The sequence below is a fragment of the Bacillus sp. 7_6_55CFAA_CT2 genome (genome assembly GCF_000238655.1).
In the GTDB taxonomy this organism is placed as follows: domain Bacteria; phylum Bacillota; class Bacilli; order Bacillales; family Bacillaceae_G; genus Bacillus_A; species Bacillus_A cereus.
Genome location: NZ_JH414709.1, coordinates 830,525 through 851,205 on the forward strand (window position 1 = coordinate 830,525; position 20,681 = coordinate 851,205).

Here is a 20,681-nt window from a genome sequence, read left to right on the forward strand (position 1 = left end):
AGGCCCGATAGGCTCAACGGAGCAACCGGAATAGCAGGCCGACAGGCCAACGGGGCAACCGGAATAACAGGCCCAACAGGTCTAACGGGGGTAACCGGAATAACAGGCCCAATAGGCTCAACGGGAGCAACCGGAATAGCAGGCCCGACAGGTCCAACGGGATTTGAATCTGCATTCAGAGCTTTCAAATCTACTGATCAATCCGTTACTGCTAATACACTGTCTATAGTAACATTTGAAACTACACAATTCGATTTAAATGGTGAATATGATGGTGTATCAACATTTATACCGCAACAAGATGGAGTATATTTAATTATTACTACTATAATTTTTAGTCCTACTGATGATACTCTAAATTATGTGACGGAAGTATTTATAACAGTTAACAGTGCTTTAATAGCAGGAGATGATAGCTTTTTTGGTGGAAATACTGGGCTTTTAAATGCGGTAACAGTTTCTACCATTGTACAATTGAATGCAGGAGATATGGTGCAAGTCCAAGCCGGTAGTACCATAGATGGCGTTATTGCATCTCCGCTTCTTACAAATTTTCAAGCTGCGAGGTTTCCATCACCAGTTCCAAATACACTTTTCTTGTTAAATAATTTATCTGCAGATTGGAGTAAAAGGCCGTTTAGTAGAACAACATAATTATGTTCATTTTAAAAATAGTGTGAAGAAAATGATGAATTTAAATTATGGGATATTTTCTAAATTAGCAATAAGATACTCAGAGAGATTTAGTCGTGAAGCTAGTCAAATTCGTAATAAAAAAGAGCCATGAGTGGAAAGGTTCATAACTCTTTTTGTAAGGGTAATGATTTTATAGGTAATAATCATCATGAAACCCTAAAAATGTAAGTTGATTAATTTCTATAAAATTCTAATTTTATAGAAAAAGAGCGACTGACAACAGCTAACTGCTTAGCAGGTTCTTTAAGATAAAAAAGAAGAGAATATAGAGGTTCATTCTGATTGTTTGAAGGTAATGAAAGAAAGAATATCACATACTATCGATCTTAATAAAAACTATGTTTGTTTTTCATTTTATTCACAAATAGTTCCAGTTGCTATTCCTGTTGGAGCGAAACCTACTGGGACATTAGTGATAACAGTATTCGTGGCAATATCAATAACAGAAACAGTATTACTACCTTGATTTGTAACATAGGCACGAGTGCCATCAGGTATGATAGTTACCTGATCAGGGGATAAAGCAACAGGAATTGTATCAATCAAAGTATTTGTCGCCACATTTATTACCGAAACATTATTGCTAACTTTATTTACAACGTAAATAAGGTTTCCACCTGGTGTAATATCTATACCAACAGGTTCGGTACCTACGTTAATTGTATTAATTACGGAATTGGTAGCGGTGTTAATAACAGAAACAGTATTGCTGTTCTGATTCGTGACATAAGCACGAGTGCCATCTAGTGTGAAAACGATTATTCTAGGGCGAATGCCAACAGGAATGGTAGCGGTAACTGTGTTAGTAGCAGTATTAATAACAGAAATTGTGTTACTTAATTCGTTTGCAACATATGCAAAGGCTCCGTTTGGAGAAACAGTTATTCCTTGCGGAGCGATACCAACAGGGATGGTAGTGATAACTGTATTAGTAGCAGCATTAATAACTGAAACGTCATTACTCGCGTGGTTTCCAACATAAACAGTTGTGTTATTTGGAGAAACAGCTACGCCAATTGGATCAGCTCCAACGGGAATGGTAGCAATAACTATATTAGTAGCAGTATCAATAACGGAAACGGTATCGGAAAAAATATTAGTAACATAAGCACGAGCCCCATTGGGTGAAACTGTTACTTCAAGAGGTGCATTATCTACAGTAATTGTAGCGACTACTGTATTTGTTGCGGTGTTAATCACTGATACTGTATCATCTGTAGGGTCATCGATTGCTCCCGCGTTAGTAACATATACAAGGAAATTACATCCAGGTCCAGTTGGTCCGGTTGGCCCGGTCGGCCCAGTTGGTCCCGGTGGACACTCACAGTCTCCAGTCGGCCCAGGTGGTCCTTCCGGCCCCTGAATACCTTGCACACCTTGAGGTCCAGTCGGTCCTTCTAATCCTTCAGGCCCTTGAATGCCTTGCACACCTTGAGGTCCAGTCGGTCCTTCTAATCCTTCAGGCCCTTGAATGCCTTGCACACCCTGAGGTCCAGTTGGCCCTTCTGGTCCTTCCGGTCCTTGAATCCCTTGTATACCCTGTGGTCCAGTCGGTCCAGGTGGTCCAGGAATTCCCATTCCGGTTCCCGAACCAGTCGGCCCAGGTGGCCCTGGCGGTCCTTGAATGCCTTGCACACCTTGAGGTCCCTGAGGCCCTTCCGGCCCTTCCGGTCCCTGAATCCCTTCTACCCCTTGAGGTCCTTCCGGTCCTTGAGGTCCTTCAGGCCCTTGAATGCCTTGCACACCTTGAGGCCCTTCCGGCCCTTCCGGTCCTTCAAGTCCCTGAATGCCTTGCACACCTTGAGACCCTTGAGCTCCTCTAGGTCCAGGAATTCCTCTAGGTCCTGTTGCTCCAGTCGGCCCTGGCGTTCCGATGTTACTCAATAACGAACTATTCAAGATTCCTTGTAAAATTAGGTTGAATGTCTGCTGTAATAAGGGGTCTGATATATTTGAACAACTGATAAGTGAAGACAAGCTTTGGAATAGAAATTGGAATAACGCTGAGATTTGAGTGAGAGATGCAGTAGGTAAAGAATTGATTAATTGATTTATAGTTCTTATGACTAAATTTCTATTTGGTGTACTTGGTTGTACCGCTATTAATAAATTATTTAATGCCTGTAATGCAGATTGGAGTATTTTTATAGTTGTTGAATTTGGTGTTGTGAAAAAAGTAAGAATAGCTTGATTTAATTGGCTTATTATTTGTAATAATTCTTGTTGTTGAGAACTTGAGAAAAAAACAGGTGTACAGCAATTACTTTGATTACAAGAGGATATAGAAATAAAGCAGGGCTGCTGGAATTTATCACACGGATTTGGTGAGTTTGATTTTTGATTATATCTCATAAGTAACCTCCTTTTTAAAAAATAAATGTTAGGTAAGTCTAGATAAATTATTTTAGCAACTATGTTTAAAATGTTTGTGGGTATATGTTTAATGTTTTTTTCTTCAAAGTATATGTAAACAAAATGGAGATGTTCTTAGAGGACGTATAATCAATGCTTAATTACTAATAAAGATTGTAATCATAGGAGGAGAAATGAAAGTTACAAAGTAAAATATACAAGCTATTAAATTTATCCCGCATTAAGATCCCCACCTCAAAATTCAGCGGAAGCAAAGAAGTTAAGTGAGGCATTAACTGCCAATAAAAGCTCGATTGGTTCAACTAATAATAAGTGGGGATAAACACCCCACCAATTATTAAAGTTTCACTTTATAAAATCAACAAAAGCGTTATTTTAGAAAAAAAGGTGACTCAGCAATTCTGTCAGCCGAGTCACCCAGTACTATCGATCCAAATAATATTTTTTATATGTAGTTATAGCGGTTTCTTAGCGGCTAACTCAAAATGGCAGTCGAAGAACAAAGAATTTTATTTTAGAAAGTATTAGATTTTACTATGTTAATGCTACAACAGCAAGAGTTAAGCCCAACGTATTTAATGTATTAGAATATGGTCCTACATTAACAGTAAGAGTACTTGTTATACCTAAAGGTGTAGTGAAAATAGCGGGTGCTGATACAGAAGTGAATCCTGCAGTATATCCCAAAGAAGTACCAGAGCCAATGATTGGATTATTATTCAAATACATAGTGATACCTGCCGAATTACCTCCTGGTTGAATGATAACTTGCACTTCATAGATTGCCAAATAGGTTCTTCCACCTTCAAGTAAAACAGTTGTTGGTGGTGTGAATGAGATTGCCGTACCATTAGAATTTACCACGGTATCTAGTGGAATCGCAGAATTTACAGAAACTATTGATGGGGTAGTTTGAACAACATTTAAACTGTTAGCCGGGGGGGATGGACAAGTGCAAGGTTTGTGAATGTTAGAGTTATTATCATTTTGGTAATTCACAAATAATCAAGCTCCTTTGCGTAAGATAATTTTTTATCCTATATAAAACGTAGCTTTTTTGTATCTAAGTTATTTTTAAAGAGAAGTTGAATATTGTTGGTCAGTTAAATCTTAAAATATTTGATACTCTGTGATTTCAAAGTATATCTGATAAATATATATGAAAGTTTTTTTAAGGACATTACTGTAAGTTAGGAAACATAATAAAATCGTTATTTAAAACTGTTCATGAAAAAAGAGCACCATCAAAAGTGCTCTTAGAAAATACATTTTATATTCTGTTTTGAGCTACGATTTTAATATTCTCTGGTGGAATGATATCTTGAATTTTTTCTTTTAAATCTACTTGGACCATTTCTTCAAGATGTTCAAGTGAAACTTCAAAGTTTATACATTCCGCAGATGCGATGCTTAATAAAGAATAATTTTCATTCTTTTTAACGACAAGATATTGCGATTGATCTGTTATTACTATACACCCTTGTTGAATGCCTAATTTACGATCGTTTTCAAAAGTCATAAATTCATTCTTGATATACATGATAATAGTATAAACTCTATATTTCTTTTAATAATTTAGGGTTATATCTTTTCTGCGTTAGCTGCTTTTAACCACGCTTCGTAAAATGCTGTAACTGATGCATAACGTTCTGCACGATTTTTATTTACAGCACGATACGCTACCTCATATAATTCCTTACTTGCTTTCCATTTTATAAAAGAACGATCGTTTTCACCGCCTAAAAGTGAGAAAGCCATTGCTCCCATATTAAATACATTTGTTCTTTCATCGATTGTTGCGTTTAGTTCAAATTCCTCTGGTGACATAAAACGGGAGGAACCCCATAGCCGGCCCATTTTATTTATGTAAGGTTTCTTACTGTATAAATCTATATCACAAATTTTTGTTTCGTTTGTATTAAAATTATATAAAATACTACCGTCATAAAAATCTATTGCTACATAGTTTTTCTTTTCTACATAAGTATGGAAAGAAAAAATGGAATGTAAGGAATGAATTCGTTCTATAGCAGATAAATGCCTAAATTTATAAAATGGTGAGTTTGGATTTTTATATTTTTCAGGAGGTGGGAAACTCCAATGCGAATGAAGACATTCACCATCAAACCAATCGAAAATTAATACATATCCAGATTGAACTGGAAAATGATCAATTAGTCTTATGAGCGATTCATGCTTTAAATCTTCATAGATAGTAACTGAATTTTTTAGCCTTTTAATAGCATCACCCGTTGTTCCTTCATATGCAATTGTTTGTGCTCCTGCGTATTTGATAAATTTCTTGTGACCATCTTTTTCTACACCAAAACTTATATTACCTGAGTCTTGCTGGTCAAAAACTGCAAATACGGTCCCTAATTTAATAAGCCAATCAAAATTATGATATTCTTTTAATTGGAATGTTACACTATTTAACTGAATTTCGACGGAATTATTTTTCATAGATTACCTCACATTTAATATAATTAAGTTGTACATTCCACTATTCGACATATTTTATGGAAATCCTATGCTAACAATATAAAATTTTATAAATATAATGATAAATACTTATAAAGAGGTGAATACAATGGATCAACAAATTGTTATTAAACCGTATCAAAAAGACTGGGTTGAAGAGTATATAAAAGAAAAAGAGAAATTCTGTTCCTTGTTAGGACAAGAAATAATTGCTGTTGAACATATAGGAAGCACAGCAGTAGAAGGATTAGGAGCTAAACCTCTTATTGATATGATGATTGGCGTAACAGAATTGCAAATAACTGAAAAGTGGATTGAAGTTCTATCGGAAATTGGATATGAGTATGTTCCAAAAGATGCAACCAATTGGCGTTTTTTTAGAAAGGGAAAATGGAGAGCAGGTACTCATCATTTGCATGTTTATATTTATAATAGTGACGAGTGGAGAAACAATATTTTATTTCGTGACTTTCTAATACGCCATGAATGGGCACGTAAAGAATATAGAGAATTAAAAGAGATGCTTGCTATTACATATGCCTTTGATCGCGTTTCATATACAAAGGCGAAAGCGCCGTTTATTCGAAAAATATTAGAATTGGCTAGAACTCAATGAATTTATAGATTCTTATCTAATTAGTTTTGAAACCTCTTCCTATACTTTTTATAGGGAGGGGATTTTTTGTTTTTTCATGACTAAATATATAATTTCTAATTATTGGAGGCAAACTATTTTATTTATTTTGATATTTCTAGTACATTGGAAATATTAAGGGGGAATTAAGCTATGAAAGCTATTGTACATCAATATAAAAAAGGATTAGAGGGAGTAGGATATAAATTTTCACCTAAGATAAGTCCTAGTGCAGGTGAAGTAAAAGTAAAGTTAAAAGCTGCCGGGTTAAATCATAGGGATTTATTTATTATAAATAATAGAAAAGAAATGGATCTACCATTAGTAATAGGGTCAGATGGATCAGGAATTGTTACAGAAATAGGAGAAGGAGTTTCAAATATTACACTACATACAGAAGTTATTATTAATCCTAGTATTGGATGGGAACATGCTACTGAAGTACCGGAGTTACCGGAAGTGCTAGGTGGGCCGAAAGATGGAACGTTTGCTGAATATGTAATTGTACCAGTTGAAAATGTTGTAGAAAAGCCGTCATATCTTACTTGGGAAGAATCAGGTGTTTTATCTTTATCCGCATTAACTGCATATAGAGCGCTTTTTACTAAAGGTAGATTGAAGCGCGGCGAACACGTTTTAATTCCGGGAATAGGCGGTGGTGTTGCTACATTTGCCATGTTATTCGCGAAAGCAATTGGCGCAAAAGTGAGTGTTACTTCAAGGGTAGAGAATAAAATGGAACTTGCTGCAAAATATGGTGCAGATATTTCTTTTCATAGTGCCGGAAATTGGGAAGAGAGCTTACAAGGTGAAAAAGTAGATTTAATAATAGATAGTATAGGTCCAGCAATTTTTTTGAAATATTTTGATGTATTAAAACCAAATGGAAGAATCGTGAATTTTGGTGCAAGCTCAGGAGATAAAATTGAATTACCATTACGCGCGCTATTTTACAATCAAATTGATATTATGGGAACATCCATGGGTAGCCGTGAGGAATTTAATGAGATGATAAAGTTTATAGAAAAACATCAAATTAAACCAATTATTGATAAAGTTTACTCGTTAGAAGAAGCAATTCGAGCACTAAGCCGTATGGAACGTGGAGAACAATTCGGAAATATTGTACTTCAAATGAATTAAAAAATATGATTTTGCAATTAGTATATTTAAATGAACATGTTATGTATTCCAAACATGAAAAAAATACGAATCGCCTTATTATAAAGGTTTACGAACTTTATACATAAATAGCGTATAAAATTTGTTTTATAATTGTCACATGAGCAATAGTAAAATGAGAATTAGATGAGAAAAGTTTAAGCCCATTTTCATAATGGTATTGTATACTGTGTAAATCAAGAACACTTGTAAGTAGGGAGAGAGTATTATGAATTACACAGTATTTCAGTGGTTTAATAATTTTGCTGATTCATCCAAACTATTAGATACGATAATGGTTGCAATTACAAATAGCGCTGCATACGTAGCCATTTTATTTATGCTTATCTTATGGTTTAATAATGGAAAGAAAGAGAATGCAATTAGAAAACAATATACAGTTTTATATACGACGCTTTCGGTTATTATTGCATTAGTAGTAAATGTTCTTATACATGCGGTATATTACCATCCGCGTCCGTTCGTATCACATGATGTACATCAATTAGTACCACATGCAGCAGATTCATCATTTGTTAGTGATCATTCTGTACTTGTATTTTCAATCGCCTTCGTATTTATTCTTAGAGGAGAAAAACTGAAATATATCGCGCTATTATGGGCAGTGTTAGTCGGTATATCACGTATGTATGTAGGTGTTCATTATCCTTTAGATATACTTGGTGCAGCTTTCATAACACTTGTTACGAGCGGTTTAGTAATGCAAAGTACACGTATGTTTGAACCAATAGCGAAATTCGTATTCAAAATGTATGCATTAGTAGCGAGACGAATTCCTTTCTTAGCAAAATATAACCATATCGCATAATTTTCTTATAAAAAGTTCCCCTTTGGAAATCCAGAGGGGAACTTTTTATAGTAAATAAGAAAAGAGTTTAGAGTGATATGCAATCAAGTTTTGGTAGAGTTAATATTCAGAAATTTCACGCACCGTACTTTAATTAAATAAAACAAAAACAAAAAATAACAATAGTTAGTTTCGTATTGTTTTAAAGGAATTAAAAAGAAAACTTCGAAACATATAGTATCGTAAACAAAAACTACAAATTATAAAACGCATCTTCGTACGAATCCATTCCAAAAGAGAGGAGATAAGTATGCAAAAACTTCAAACGAATAAAGGCGCTCGATATATGATGATTGCTTTTATTGTTTTGTTTCTTATTATGATTTTGCGTATAGTCTATATTCAGGCAGTAGGAGTCGTGCATAATGTAAATGTAAAGGACCTCGCGGATGAACAACATAATAAAAAAGGTGTTTTAGAAGCGAATCGTGGCACTATCTATGACCAAACGGGAAAGGTGTTAGTACAAGATTCTACAACATATCGAGTTGTTGTGAATTTAAAAGGAAAAGATAAAGTGAAAAATAAAGATGAAACCGCACAACAATTAGCCGATGTGCTTGAAATTGATAAAGAAGAAGTATTAAAAAACTTTCATGAAGGGCGTACGCAAGTTGAAATTGGGAAAATTGGTCGGAACTTATCTAGGGAAACGAAGGAAAAAATTAACGATTTAAAAATACCAGGTGTATCTTTTATGTCGGAAAAAGCAAGAGTGTATCCGAATGAAGATTTTGCATCCTATATACTGGGTTTTGCTAGACCAGATGATAAAGGGAATACGGAAGGAAAGTTTGGGCTTGAAAAGAGTTTGGATAAATATTTGCGCTCTACAAACGGGAATATAGAATATGTGGGTACACGAAGGGGGATTCCGCTTACAAATGATATAGGTAAAGTAGAACCTGCTAAAAATGGGAATAACGTGTATTTAACGCTTGATAAACAAATTAATAGCTTTTTAGAAGAAGCGATGAACAAAGCACAAGAGCATTATGATCCTTCTATGTTAATTGGAATTATTGCTGATCCAAAAACAGGAAAGGTTTTAGCGATGTCTAGTAAACCTAGTTACAATCCTAATGTAGGTGATATCGAATACTTTTTAAATGATCCGATTGCAAATGCATATGAACCAGGTTCAACTATGAAAGTTTTTACGTTAGCAGCTGCCATTAATGAAGGTGTATATAACGGAAAAGAATATTTTCAATCTGGAAAATATTCCGTTGGTTCCTCTGATATAAAAGATCATAATGGTGGATTTGGATGGGGGTCAATTACATTTGATGAAGGTTTTGAAAGATCATCAAACGTAGCTTTTTCTATTTTAGAAGATCAGTTACTGAAACCAAATAAATTTAAGCAATATATGAATAAATTTGGATTCAATCAAAAAACAGGAATAGATTTACCTGGAGAAAGTAAAAATACTTTATTATTAAATACGCAAATTCAACAGGTTACAACTTCTTTCGGTCAAGGTTCTACAGTAACTCCGATTCAATTAATCCAAGCAGCTACTGCTATAGCAAATGACGGGAAAATGATGCAACCATATATCGTTGATAAAGTTGTAAATCCAACAAATAAAGAAGTTATTATGGAAAATCAACCGAAAGAAATTGGGAATCCGATAAAAAAAGAAACAGCGGACAAGGTTAGAAGCTTAATGGAGCGTGTTATAACATCTTCAAAAGGAACTGGTACAATGTATAAAGTAGATGGTTATCCAATTGGAGGTAAGACAGGAACAGCACAAATCCCGAATCCTGAAAACGGCCGATATATGGAAGGGAAAGAGAATTACATTTTCTCCTTTTTAGGAATGGCTCCAATTGATGATCCGGAGTTAATCGTATACTTAGCTATTAAGCAGCCAAAGTTAAAAGGAGATGAGTATGGAGCTCAGCCTCTTGCTGAAATATTTAAACCTGTTATAAAAAACAGCCTTGAATATTTAAAGGTGAAACCGTATACAGAAAAACAAATAGCTGATGCAACGAAGCAATCTCAATTAAAAGTACAAAATTATGTAAATCAATCGATGGGTACAGCAGAGAAAAGTGTAGAAAAAGAGAAGCTACAGCCAATAATTTTAGGAGAAGGAAAAATAATAAAACAATATCCACAGTCTGGCGAGGTCATGAGTGAAGGGGATCGTATATTTTTATTAGGGAATAACGCACAAATGCCAAATGTAAAAGGTTGGTCCATGCGTGATGTTATGTATTTCTCTAAGCTTTTGAAATTAGATTTGAAAACTTCTGGTACAGGTTATGTAACGAGCCAAAGTATTGAAAAAGGACAAAATTTACAAGAAGGAGATACACTAGAACTAGAATTAGAACCGCCGTTACAACCGTTAACAGAGGCGAATACGAATTAATTCAGGTATTTGGAAGGAGCTAGATGCAAATGGCTCTTTCTTTAGAGCTGTAAGTAATTTCACGCAACGTAATTTTCAGAAAAAACAATAAATAAATGAATTAATAGAGACACGTTATTAAATATCTGATTATTTTTTATTTACAGTTAAAAATAATTGTGATAATATGGAAAAAATCAAATGCAGTGAAGAGAAGAGTAAATAAAATGAATTTTTTACAGAGAGCTCCATTTAGCTGAAAAGGAGTAAAAATTCTTTATTGAACCAAGCCTCTGAGCAGCGCATCGGAACCTATTATTAGGGGATGGTGTGACGGGAGCTCCCGTTATAGAGCTATGGTATAAGCATGAGTTAGAATGCAGTACCTGATAAGGTTAATATGGTGACATATTAACAAACTAGGGTGGCACCGCGATGATAAATCTCGTCCCTAAGATTAAAAGTCTTGGGGGTGGGATTTTTTTATTGTTTTAAAACAATTTGGAAAGCGGGGGCCAAAAATGAAAAACTTTCTTAAAGATTGGAAATATCCTTTATTACTACTGTCCGGTGTTGGTATTGCGAATTTAGGAGCATGGATTTACTTAATAGCATTGAATGTACTTGTCTATCATATGGGCGGATCAGCCTTAGCTGTTGCTGCTTTATATGTAATAAAACCATTAGCCACTTTATTTACAAACGCTTGGTCTGGGAGTATGATTGATCGTTTAAATAAACGGAAATTAATGATTCACCTCGATATATATCGTGCGTTATTTATCGCTATTTTACCTTTACTTCCGTCACTTTGGATTGTTTATGTATTTGTATTCTTTATAAGTATGGCCAGTGCAATTTATGAGCCAACTGCTATGACGTATATGACGAAATTAATTCCAGTAGAACAAAGACAACGTTTCAACTCATTACGTAGTTTAATAGGATCTGGCGCATTTTTAATTGGTCCAGCGATAGCAGGGGTTTTATTAATTGCGAGTACACCAGAGATTGCTATATATATAAATGCTATAGCATTTCTGTTATCAGGATTCATTACATTACTTTTACCTAATCTTGATAAGAAAGAAGCTTCGGATACAACAAGTAATACATTATCTCTTACAGTATTAAAAAAAGATTGGAACACTGTTATAAATTTTAGTAGAAAACATGTGTATGTCGTATGCGTGTACTTCTTATTTCAAAGTATGTTCGTATTAGCAACCGCTACTGATTCACTTGAACTATCGTTTGCGAAAGAGGTATTACTACTAACAGATAGTGAATATGGTTTTCTAGTTAGTATAGCTGGTGCAGGATTTATTTTAGGTGCCATAACAAATACAATTTTGTCAAAGAAATTAGCACCTTCACTTCTAATTGGAATAGGGTCATTATTCATCGCAATTGGTTATTTAATTTATGCTTTTTCAAATGTATTTTTAATAGCTGCTATTGGATTCTTTATGTTATCTTTTTCAATGGCATATGCAAATACAGGATTTTATACATTTTACCAAAATAATATCCCTGTTCATATGATGGGACGGATTGGGAGTATATATGGACTTGTTATTGCGATAGTAACAATCTTTATTACAATATTATCTGGTGTTGCGACTCAGTTCATTTCTATACAACTTGTAGTTATTGTAGGTTCATTGGTCATGTTATTTATTACTATCGTCTTATGTGTGTTTACTTTATTCCCAGCACAATCTAAGTTGTATTCTACTGAATCAATAAAGTGAAACTTTAATCAGGGGGCATCCCCCACTGATTATCAGCCCTCACCAATCGGGCTTTTACGGGCAGCAGGGTTCCCACTTAACTTCTTTGCTTTCGCTGAATTTTGAGATGGGGGTCTTACTGCCCACAAATAGCGGGATAAATTCGAAATGAACTTTGTGTTCTCATTAACAATTTATCGTATTTAATAAAAGGGTTCTTTCCCCTTTATATGGAAAAATTAATAAGGGGAAAGAACAATACCGAAAGATAAGGGTGGTTGTCGTGATAAAAACAAAAGATGAAATTGATAAAATTGTAAAAGAAATACAAAAGAAAATAGATTTCTCTGGAGTAGTTTTAGTAAAAAAAGAAAAAGACTTAGTCTATGAAAAAGCTTTGGGTTACGCAAACCAAAGTGAATGTATAAACAATACGATACAAACAAGATTTGGCATTGCCTCAGGATGTAAAATTTTCACTGCAATTGGGATCTGTCAACTTGTTGAAAAAGGTTTTATTTCTTTTCATACAAAATTAAAAGATTGTCTAGAGATAAAATTTCCAAACTTCGATGAAGATATTACAATACATCAACTACTAACGCATAGCGCTGGTATACCAGATTATTTTGATGAAAGTATTATGGATAACTTCGAAGATCTTTGGAAACAAACACCTATGTATCTATTAAAGAGCTTAAAAGACTTTTTATCATTATTCCAAAAAAGTAATATGATGTTTGCACCTGGAACTAAGTTTCACTACAACAATGCAGGTTTTATCATACTTGGATTAATAATAGAAGAACAGACGGGAATTAAATTTACGGAGTATATAGAAAAGAACATTTTTAATCCGATTGGCATGAATGATTCTGGCTATTTTTCGTTAGATAGATTACCAAGACATACAGCTCTAGGATATATAAAGGACGAAACCAACCAAAATTGGAGAACAAACGCCTACTCTATACCGATAAAAGGAGGAGCTGATGGAGGTGCATATGTTACTGCACCAGACATGCTGAAATTTTGGGCGGTCCTATTTAATAATGAAATTTTAGGAAAGGAATATACAAAATTACTTTTAACTCCTCACATTCAAGTAAATGATAAACAGTCCTACGGCTATGGAATATGGATTGAAACACGAGAAAACAAGGTATTCAAATATCATGTAATGGGATATGATCCAGGCGTCAGTTTTCGCTCGGCTATATATCCAGAATTAGGAATCACTTTAGTTATTCCATCGAATAAAGGGGCAGGACCTGAAAAATTAATGACAGAAATAGAAAGAGCTTTTTAATTATATGGATTTAAAAGAAGAGATACGAAAATAATTTAAACGGGTTCATGATTGTTTCTGTTTTGAAAAATATTTTAGTTAACGAGGAACCCTTTATTTAGTAAATAAAGGGTTTTATAATTTCATAAAAATATATACAATTATATAGATTTTAGAATTTAAAAACATTACTATATAGTTTTAAATTTTAATTATTCATTCATATGAAAGGGCGTGTTGACAATTTGTATATGATCAACGGTAGTGTGTTTATTATTTTAGGAGTTATTTGTTATTTAATTGTACGTGGAATATTAATTGGTACCAAAAATACAAAACATGTGATTTGGTGGAAAGAAATAATAAGTTTTTTATTTGTGATCTACATTTGTATGGTTGTTGCAGTAACTTTATTCCCTTTACCAATCGGTTTTCCTTCTAATATTGAAAATCTAAATCGCTCGGTCAATATAATACCATTTGCATCAATTATTAAAGACATCAATCAAATTGGTAGTGCTTATGTTGGAGATGCCCTATTTATGATTGGTCTAATTGTAAGAAATGTAGGCGGGAATATTTTATTATTAATGCCTTTAGGATTTTTAGCACCAATCCTACGGGATAAATATAAGAAATTCAAAAATACAATTTTATTAGGATTTTCTATATCAGCTAGTATTGAATTGCTACAATTAATTGAGTCTTTATTTAGTGGAGTGGGACGTATTACTGATATTGATGATGTGATCTGTAATGTTATAGGTTCTATTGTTGGATATTGTATTTATATTATCTTTTTAAAAGCTATTAATAAATTTAACATTCGAGTGTTGGGTAAAGCTAATTCTAAAGGTGTGGAATTAGTTGATAAATAGGAGTTTAAACGAGTTATTAAAGGCGTACGAGTAAAAAGTACGTCTTTTTATTTTTATAAATAATGCTTAAGGCTGATGAGAAATCACATTATCCATCTTACACTTTAAAGTAGCTATCGTATTTCAAGTATGGAATGAAAAGAGGAGAATATAATCTTTAAAGATAAACAAGTTTATAGGAGGATTCTAAATGGATATTTTACTTGTTGTTCTTATTATTGTTTTAATGCAAAGTAAAGAACGAAAAGTGAAAATAAACCGTATTTGGCTCATTCCGGCTTTGTTGTGTTTTGTAACAATCCAGTCCATTATTCATATGGGACAAATAACTTTGCTGCAAGGACTACTGTTTGTTGTAATGCTTGGAATTGGCTTAGGTCTAGGAATTATACGGGGAAGAGCTTTAACATTTCGATTAGATAGTAAAACAGGTCATGTACTACGAAAAGGAAATTGGGTAAGTGCAATAATCCTTCTTGTTATTTTAGGAGCAAAAATTATGATTAAACAAAGTATGTTTTCTGGTAGTACGCACCAGACATTAATGGTTGTAACAAATGCCTTTTTATGTATTACATTAGGCACTGTGATTAGTAGACGTTATTATATTTAGGAAAAAATATAATGAATTAACACAAAAAGCGTAAATACATTCACCCCTTGTTTAACATTGCTAAGAACGGTAATACTAATTAACATTGAACTTTTACAACAAGGGATGATAATATGATATACATTTACACAGATTTTGGTGGAACACATACTACCTCACTAGCTGCAGCGTATCATTTGAATAAATTACCAACGGATCGCAAGTTAACGAAAGAAGAAATTTTGAATGTAGATTACTTTAATAAATTGAAAACAGAAGATATGGGAAAAATTATTTTTCATGGAATAGACGAAAACGGTCATCCTGTATATACGATTGGATGCGGCGCATCAAAAGTTGTTGTACCTGCGATGAAGCATTTAGGAGAAATCTTGCAAAAACATTATCAAAGTCATGAAAAGATTATTTTTTCTAATACATCACCAACCGTACCTTTACCAATGACTTTCGGTGGGCTGTTTTCTAGAAGGTTCCATATCGATTTTATTGGCGTACCGTTACTCGTATGGGGAGCAAAAATTTGCTGTGATAATATACAAAGGCTTGTTAGTTATACAAAAGAAGCTGGCCGATTAACGAATGATTATGTTGTAATTTTAGATAATGAAACTTTTAAATAGTATATGATAACAAGAAAATCGAGCAAATTCCTTGATTTTCTTTTTTATTTGTGAAATAGACAAGAAATAGTCACATTTAATATGCATCTACTATAGCCAAAACAATAAAGTCCTGTTACTATTACAGGGATATTCTCTTTTCGTAACATAAATATATAGAAAAGTCAGAAAAGAGGAATTGAATTAAGGGAGGAACAACATGAAGCGTGTTGCTTGGATTACTGATAGTACAACTGCGAGTTTTAAAACAGAAGGAGATAACTTTGTTATCCCAATTGAAGTTATTATTGATGGTGTGTCGTACAAAGATTGCGAAGAAGGTGTGCGTGAGCGCGTTTATAATGCTTTGAACGAAGGTAAAACTGTCACTACATCACAGCCTAACATAGGGGAAATGGTAGAGTTATTTTCGAAATGCAAAGAAGAATATGAAGAGGGATTTGCAGTTGCTATTAGCGGAAAAGTAAGTGGAACCTATCAAAATATGAAGTTAGCTGCAGAAATGGCAGGTTTTCCATTAACGGTATTAGACAGTGAAACAACAAGTTATCCAATGGATGAACTAATTAGAAAAGCGAAATCGTTATACAATGATGGTATGACTTTACAAGATATACACAAAACATTAGTAGAGGAAAAAAGAAGACCTTTTCATGTATTTCCAAAGAGTTTAAAAGGTCTATATGCAAGTGGCCGTGTAAAGGGTATTCAATTTTTACTTGGAAGTTTATTAAGTGTCAACTTAATATTAGAAGTAAAAGGTGGAGAGCTTTTACTTGAAAAGAAAGTTCGTAAAATCCAAAAATGTCGAGAATATATTAAAAATGAACTTGAAAAAGAATTACCAAAAGTACTTCACATGTTCCATGCTAACGATAAAGCTGGAGCTGAAGAATGGATTGCAGATATTAGACAAGCATTCCCTGAAATGGATTTCAAATTATATCCATTACCAATTTCATTTGCGGTTCATGCAGGTGAAGGTACAATTGCAATTAGTTATTAAAGTAAAACCCGTGAATGATTCACGGGTTTTTTCAGAGTGTCGGGAAAGACCTTATATACTATAAGGTCTTTTGTACCTCTTAAAATGGCTTGAATAGCGTTTATTTGAGGTCATTAGGTAGTTAGAGATTGATGACTATCTTTAACGAAAAAAGTTGAAGTCATATTTTTAATGTTAATAAATCAGAATATTCTTTCTTTTATTTCTGCAGTTACAATCTATTTACATATAATATTATTAGGATTATATTGACAATGAAAGAGAAAACAATAGATGGAAGGGGATGTTTTTATGTTAAAAAAAGCAGCACTAGGGATTTCATCGTTAGCAATCACAGCGTTCGTCGGATTAGGGATGGCAACAGAAGCTTCAGCTGGACCAGCAGCACCACTTACTTCACTAAACGTCGTACAAGTAGAGTCTGAGCTAGGCGGGGTAGAAACAATTAATCAGAACAGCTTCAGCACATCGCGTAACCACGGGGGAAAATATTTATATATTACAACGAAAGAAATGGGCTATGGCCAAAACCCATTTGCTAAAATGAATGGTTCTAATGTAAAAAGTATTGATTCCACTATAATTGGGGGAAGACCAATCGTTGGCTGGTATTATAAATGGGATGCTTCTGGACACCAACAAGGAACTTTTGAGTACCAAAAGACATCTATAAATGCACCATTTAATACAATGCGTACATCGATTTATATCCAATAATTTTGAAAGCGTTCGCACATATAGAATAGTAAAAAAGGTACTTCTAGGAGTACCTTTTTTTGATTTGAATCACGTTCATCTATATTTACAATCCTAATTTCACAGCAAGAATACTTCCCATAAAACAAAATCCTTAAACGTCTATAAAATTAATATGAACGCGTAGTACAAGTCCGCTACAGTTAAAGTACGTAACTTTACATATTTCAACTCAATGAAAAAGGAAGAAACTGCAGTACTTACGCCGCAGTTTTTAATTCATACATGAATTCACAGTTTTTAGATATATAGACATAAACGTACTACCTGCTACTCTTTTTTTAATTCAAGATTAAAAAAGGAGTAGCTAAACTTATATAAGCTTAGCTTAATGGGTATGTGGCGGAACTTTAAAATTAATTACATCTTTTTCATAGCATAAATAATTTTGTATAGGGAGATGAAAGGATTTTTTAAAATAATAAAGAAGTATGTATAAACAAATATATAAATGGTAGTGATTAGGATGAAAATCAGTAAGTTTGCAGAAGTAAATAATGTAAGTGTAGATACGATTAGACATTATATGGACCTCGGACTCGTTATTCCCGAGAAAAAAGGAAGTCACTATTTTTTTGACGAGTATTGTCAAAAGGATATAGAACTTATATTAGAGTACAAATGGCTAGGGTTTAGCTTGTATGAAATTAAAGAACTGTTTCTTTATAAAAATTTAGGGAAATCCTTAGGCTATGAAAAGGATAATTTTTATCAATCTTTATTTAAAGTAAAATATGAAAAGATTGAACAAGAAATAAAAACTTTAGAGGAACGAAAATGCAAATTAAAGGAAGCGTTACATAATTTATCTATAGAAACTGAAATTTCGAGTTCAATTTTAGGGATAGATTTAAAAGTACTTCATTTATTTAAATGTGTTAAGTGTAACGGAAATTTAATTCTTGAAGATGGCATTATTAATAAGAATCAAATTATTGAGGGAAAGTTAATTTGTAATTGTGGTGAAGAATACACGATTATTTCAGGGGTTTTAACAGCTGGTAACTCAGTGAAAGCGTATGAAAAGAAATCACTTGAAGATTCTATTTCGGATTATATTCATGAAACTGATACTGCTTTTTTGGAAAATGTTCAAAGAGGAGGAGAATGGGCGAAAAAGAAACTAATGCAATTAGATTTAAATGAAAAAATACTACTTGATTTAGGGTCTGGTATTGGGTTCTTTTTACGAAATATTTATGAAGAACTACCGGAAGAGTGTTTATATATTGCTGTTGATCGAGATTTGAATAAACTTTTACTTTTAAAAGATGTAATTGAGAGAAGAAATGTGAAAAGAAATATTTTATTTATCTGTGCCGATTTTCTAAACATACCTATTCAGAATTATTCTATTGATATTGTAATTGATCAATCAGGTACAAGTAATTATAGTTTTGAACATGAGGAGTTCTTATTGTGCGAATTAAATTCTCTTTTTAAACACAATAGTTATTTATTAAGTTCGTTTATTTTATTTAATAAATTTAGTATAAATAGCCAAATTGCACCTAGACTCAGAGAGAATTTTACATCTGTAAAAGTAACGAAAGAAATCCAAAGTTTACAGTTTCAATCGATTGATGAAAGTACTTCAAATTATTTGATACGAGGGGGAAAGTACGAGGATTTCTTTGTTCAAGGAGAAGAAATTTATACATATTCATTTTTCGGAAAAAGATGGGGTTAACCCCGTCATAAAAAGTCCGTTTTTATAACGGGACTATTTATGACGATTCCTATCTATACTTTTTACGATGAAAAGAAAAAGAGAATGTTAATCTAAATGTTTAGCACTCACTGGACAGTCTCTTGTCGGTGTATGTCTAGTAAGAGAAAAGATAGCCAAACCTAAAGATAATAAAACTAAAGATCCACCAACCCAGGCCATATTGGCGACATTATGTACTTGTTTTAAAGCTATACCTCCAACTGCAGAGCCGAGTGAAATTCCTATTTGTAGGGCTGAATTATTAAAACTTTGCTGTATATCTGACGTATCTGGGGCAGTTTGGATTAAATAACTTTGTTGAGGTGGTGCAAGCCCCCAACTCAATGCAGCCCAAACTATCATAACAGGAATAAATAGGATAATAGAAACTGCCGTAAACGGTAATATAAATAAGATTAGAGCAAATAGAGTAATAACTATCACAATACTTTTTTGAGCGCCTATTTTATCTGATAATACACCGCCAAACGCTCCTCCACTTACTGCAGCTATACCAAACACTAAATAAAATATGCTAATCCAATAAGGGCTTAGGTGAAACTTATTTTCTAAAAAAGGAGTAAAATAAGCATATAGAGTATAGTGTCCTGCTAACATAAACATGGTAGCTAGATGGGCAGATCCTAGTTTAAGACTACAAACGGCCTTTAATTGGATAGATAAAGGAGTTCGGTTTTCCTCTCCAGGTATTTTATCTAAAAATACTGAAATTAAGATAATAGACCCCAATGATAAAATAGCTATACATAAAAAAATAATTCTCCAGCCAAATGTGTTTGAAATTAATATGCCTAGTGGTACTCCTAGTACAAGTGAAGAGCTAATACCCATATAAATTAATCCTAATGCTTTTGCTCGATAAACGGGATTAACAATTTTAACTGCAATTGTTAGGGAAAGTACTACAACTAAAGCAGTACTCATAGCAGTTAAAATTCTTGCTATCATCATAAAAGTAAAGTTCGGACTAAAATAAGTAAGTAGATTACCAATTAGAAAAATGTAAAGTGAAATAATATATAATTTTTTTCTTTCCACTTTACTTGTGAAAATCAATAATACAGGACCTGCTATTGCATAAGTAAAGGCGAAAATTGTAATTAATTGACCAGCGGAACTTAATGAAACATTAAAATCTTTAGCGATGTCTGGCAATATTCCTCCAACGATAAGCTCTACAAGACCTACCGCTATCGTTGCTAAAGCTAATATAAATACTTTGAAATTCATTTTTTATATTCCCTTCTCTGCATTATTTACCGTAGAACAAAAAAACTCCTGACTACAAACGCTAAAAGACGCATTTTGTAGTCAGGAGTTGTTGGTTCCTGGTAGAGACCCCCAAGCCATATTCTTGGAGTTATACATGATTCTCATATGTAATTAATCAACGTAATAGAAGATACCATATTATTTTTTAGATTTCAATAAAAAATTTGCATTTGTACATGTGATCTTATTAATCATTTTATTT

General features: G+C 33.3%; 17 protein-coding genes, 2 pseudogenes, 1 riboswitch and 1 other annotated feature. Of the genes and pseudogenes, 14 read left to right on the plus strand and 5 right to left on the minus strand.

Annotated features, from left to right (window positions below; all coding sequences use genetic code 11):
* Positions 1-135 precede the first annotated feature (135 nt).
* The gene (locus HMPREF1014_RS32135; RefSeq protein ID WP_255344393.1) at positions 136-654 is read left to right on the plus strand and encodes an exosporium leader peptide; all 519 of its coding nucleotides are present in this window, start codon (positions 136-138) and stop codon (positions 652-654) included.
* Positions 655-1,050: 396 nt separating this feature from the next.
* On the opposite strand, the gene HMPREF1014_RS13235 is transcribed toward HMPREF1014_RS32135, so the two are convergent.
* The 4 genes from HMPREF1014_RS13235 to HMPREF1014_RS13250 form a co-directional block, all read right to left on the minus strand.
* Positions 1,051-3,048 carry a YVTN family beta-propeller repeat protein gene (locus tag HMPREF1014_RS13235; RefSeq protein WP_001270190.1) on the minus strand — a complete coding sequence of 666 codons (1,998 nt, stop codon included), beginning with the start codon at positions 3,046-3,048 and terminating at the stop codon, positions 1,051-1,053.
* A gap of 555 nt (positions 3,049-3,603) precedes the next feature.
* A complete protein-coding gene (locus tag HMPREF1014_RS13240) occupies positions 3,604-4,068 on the minus strand; it encodes a hypothetical protein (RefSeq protein ID WP_001109246.1) in 465 nt (154 codons plus the stop codon).
* A 271-nt stretch (positions 4,069-4,339) separates the two neighbouring features.
* A complete protein-coding gene (locus tag HMPREF1014_RS13245) occupies positions 4,340-4,588 on the minus strand; it encodes a hypothetical protein (protein WP_000142299.1) in 249 nt (82 codons plus the stop codon).
* A gap of 62 nt (positions 4,589-4,650) precedes the next feature.
* Positions 4,651-5,532, minus strand: coding sequence for a protein kinase domain-containing protein (locus tag HMPREF1014_RS13250; RefSeq protein ID WP_000794851.1), 882 nt, complete (start codon positions 5,530-5,532; stop codon positions 4,651-4,653).
* Between the two features lie 127 nt (positions 5,533-5,659).
* On the opposite strand from HMPREF1014_RS13250, the gene HMPREF1014_RS13255 reads away from it, so the two are divergent.
* The 13 genes and pseudogenes from HMPREF1014_RS13255 to HMPREF1014_RS13310 all read left to right on the plus strand — a co-directional run bounded on the left by HMPREF1014_RS13255 (position 5,660) and on the right by HMPREF1014_RS13310 (position 19,165).
* Positions 5,660-6,166: a GrpB family protein gene (locus HMPREF1014_RS13255; RefSeq protein ID WP_000372687.1), complete on the plus strand. Its 507-nt coding sequence runs from the start codon at positions 5,660-5,662 to the stop codon at positions 6,164-6,166.
* A gap of 171 nt (positions 6,167-6,337) precedes the next feature.
* On the plus strand, positions 6,338-7,327 hold the full coding sequence (locus HMPREF1014_RS13260) for a zinc-binding dehydrogenase (protein WP_000644529.1): 990 nt from the start codon (positions 6,338-6,340) through the stop codon (positions 7,325-7,327).
* A gap of 247 nt (positions 7,328-7,574) precedes the next feature.
* On the plus strand, positions 7,575-8,174 hold the full coding sequence (locus HMPREF1014_RS13265) for an undecaprenyl-diphosphatase (RefSeq protein ID WP_001110118.1): 600 nt from the start codon (positions 7,575-7,577) through the stop codon (positions 8,172-8,174).
* 289 nt (positions 8,175-8,463) lie between these two features.
* A complete protein-coding gene (locus HMPREF1014_RS13270) occupies positions 8,464-10,602 on the plus strand; it encodes a penicillin-binding protein (protein WP_001170961.1) in 2,139 nt (712 codons plus the stop codon).
* Positions 10,603-10,778: 176 nt separating this feature from the next.
* Positions 10,779-11,037, plus strand: a binding site (T-box leader).
* 65 nt (positions 11,038-11,102) lie between these two features.
* Positions 11,103-12,335, plus strand: a complete 1,233-nt coding sequence (locus HMPREF1014_RS13275) for an MFS transporter (protein ID WP_000787862.1) — start codon at positions 11,103-11,105, stop codon at positions 12,333-12,335.
* A gap of 262 nt (positions 12,336-12,597) precedes the next feature.
* Positions 12,598-13,623, plus strand: coding sequence for a serine hydrolase domain-containing protein (locus tag HMPREF1014_RS13280; RefSeq protein WP_000598045.1), 1,026 nt, complete (start codon positions 12,598-12,600; stop codon positions 13,621-13,623).
* Between the two features lie 13 nt (positions 13,624-13,636).
* Positions 13,637-13,705 (plus strand): annotated as a pseudogene (locus HMPREF1014_RS32460) (GNAT family N-acetyltransferase); the annotation flags it as partial.
* Positions 13,706-13,847: 142 nt separating this feature from the next.
* Positions 13,848-14,480 carry a VanZ family protein gene (locus HMPREF1014_RS13285; protein ID WP_000281851.1) on the plus strand — a complete coding sequence of 211 codons (633 nt, stop codon included), beginning with the start codon at positions 13,848-13,850 and terminating at the stop codon, positions 14,478-14,480.
* Positions 14,481-14,670: 190 nt separating this feature from the next.
* Positions 14,671-15,127: pseudogene (locus HMPREF1014_RS13290) on the plus strand (DUF1453 domain-containing protein).
* 79 nt (positions 15,128-15,206) lie between these two features.
* The gene (locus HMPREF1014_RS13295; RefSeq protein WP_000639423.1) at positions 15,207-15,713 is read left to right on the plus strand and encodes a DUF3189 family protein; all 507 of its coding nucleotides are present in this window, start codon (positions 15,207-15,209) and stop codon (positions 15,711-15,713) included.
* 199 nt (positions 15,714-15,912) lie between these two features.
* The gene (locus tag HMPREF1014_RS13300) at positions 15,913-16,719 is read left to right on the plus strand and encodes a DegV family protein (RefSeq protein WP_000831933.1); all 807 of its coding nucleotides are present in this window, start codon (positions 15,913-15,915) and stop codon (positions 16,717-16,719) included.
* Between the two features lie 291 nt (positions 16,720-17,010).
* Positions 17,011-17,436, plus strand: coding sequence for a DUF4879 domain-containing protein (locus HMPREF1014_RS13305; protein ID WP_015382392.1), 426 nt, complete (start codon positions 17,011-17,013; stop codon positions 17,434-17,436).
* A gap of 505 nt (positions 17,437-17,941) precedes the next feature.
* Positions 17,942-19,165, plus strand: coding sequence for a MerR family transcriptional regulator (locus HMPREF1014_RS13310; protein WP_000703288.1), 1,224 nt, complete (start codon positions 17,942-17,944; stop codon positions 19,163-19,165).
* 87 nt (positions 19,166-19,252) lie between these two features.
* On the opposite strand, the gene HMPREF1014_RS13315 is transcribed toward HMPREF1014_RS13310, so the two are convergent.
* Complete coding sequence (locus HMPREF1014_RS13315) at positions 19,253-20,437, minus strand: MFS transporter (RefSeq protein ID WP_001009825.1); 1,185 nt, start codon at positions 20,435-20,437, stop codon at positions 19,253-19,255.
* A 58-nt stretch (positions 20,438-20,495) separates the two neighbouring features.
* Positions 20,496-20,595, minus strand: a riboswitch (purine riboswitch).
* Positions 20,596-20,681: the final 86 nt, after the last annotated feature.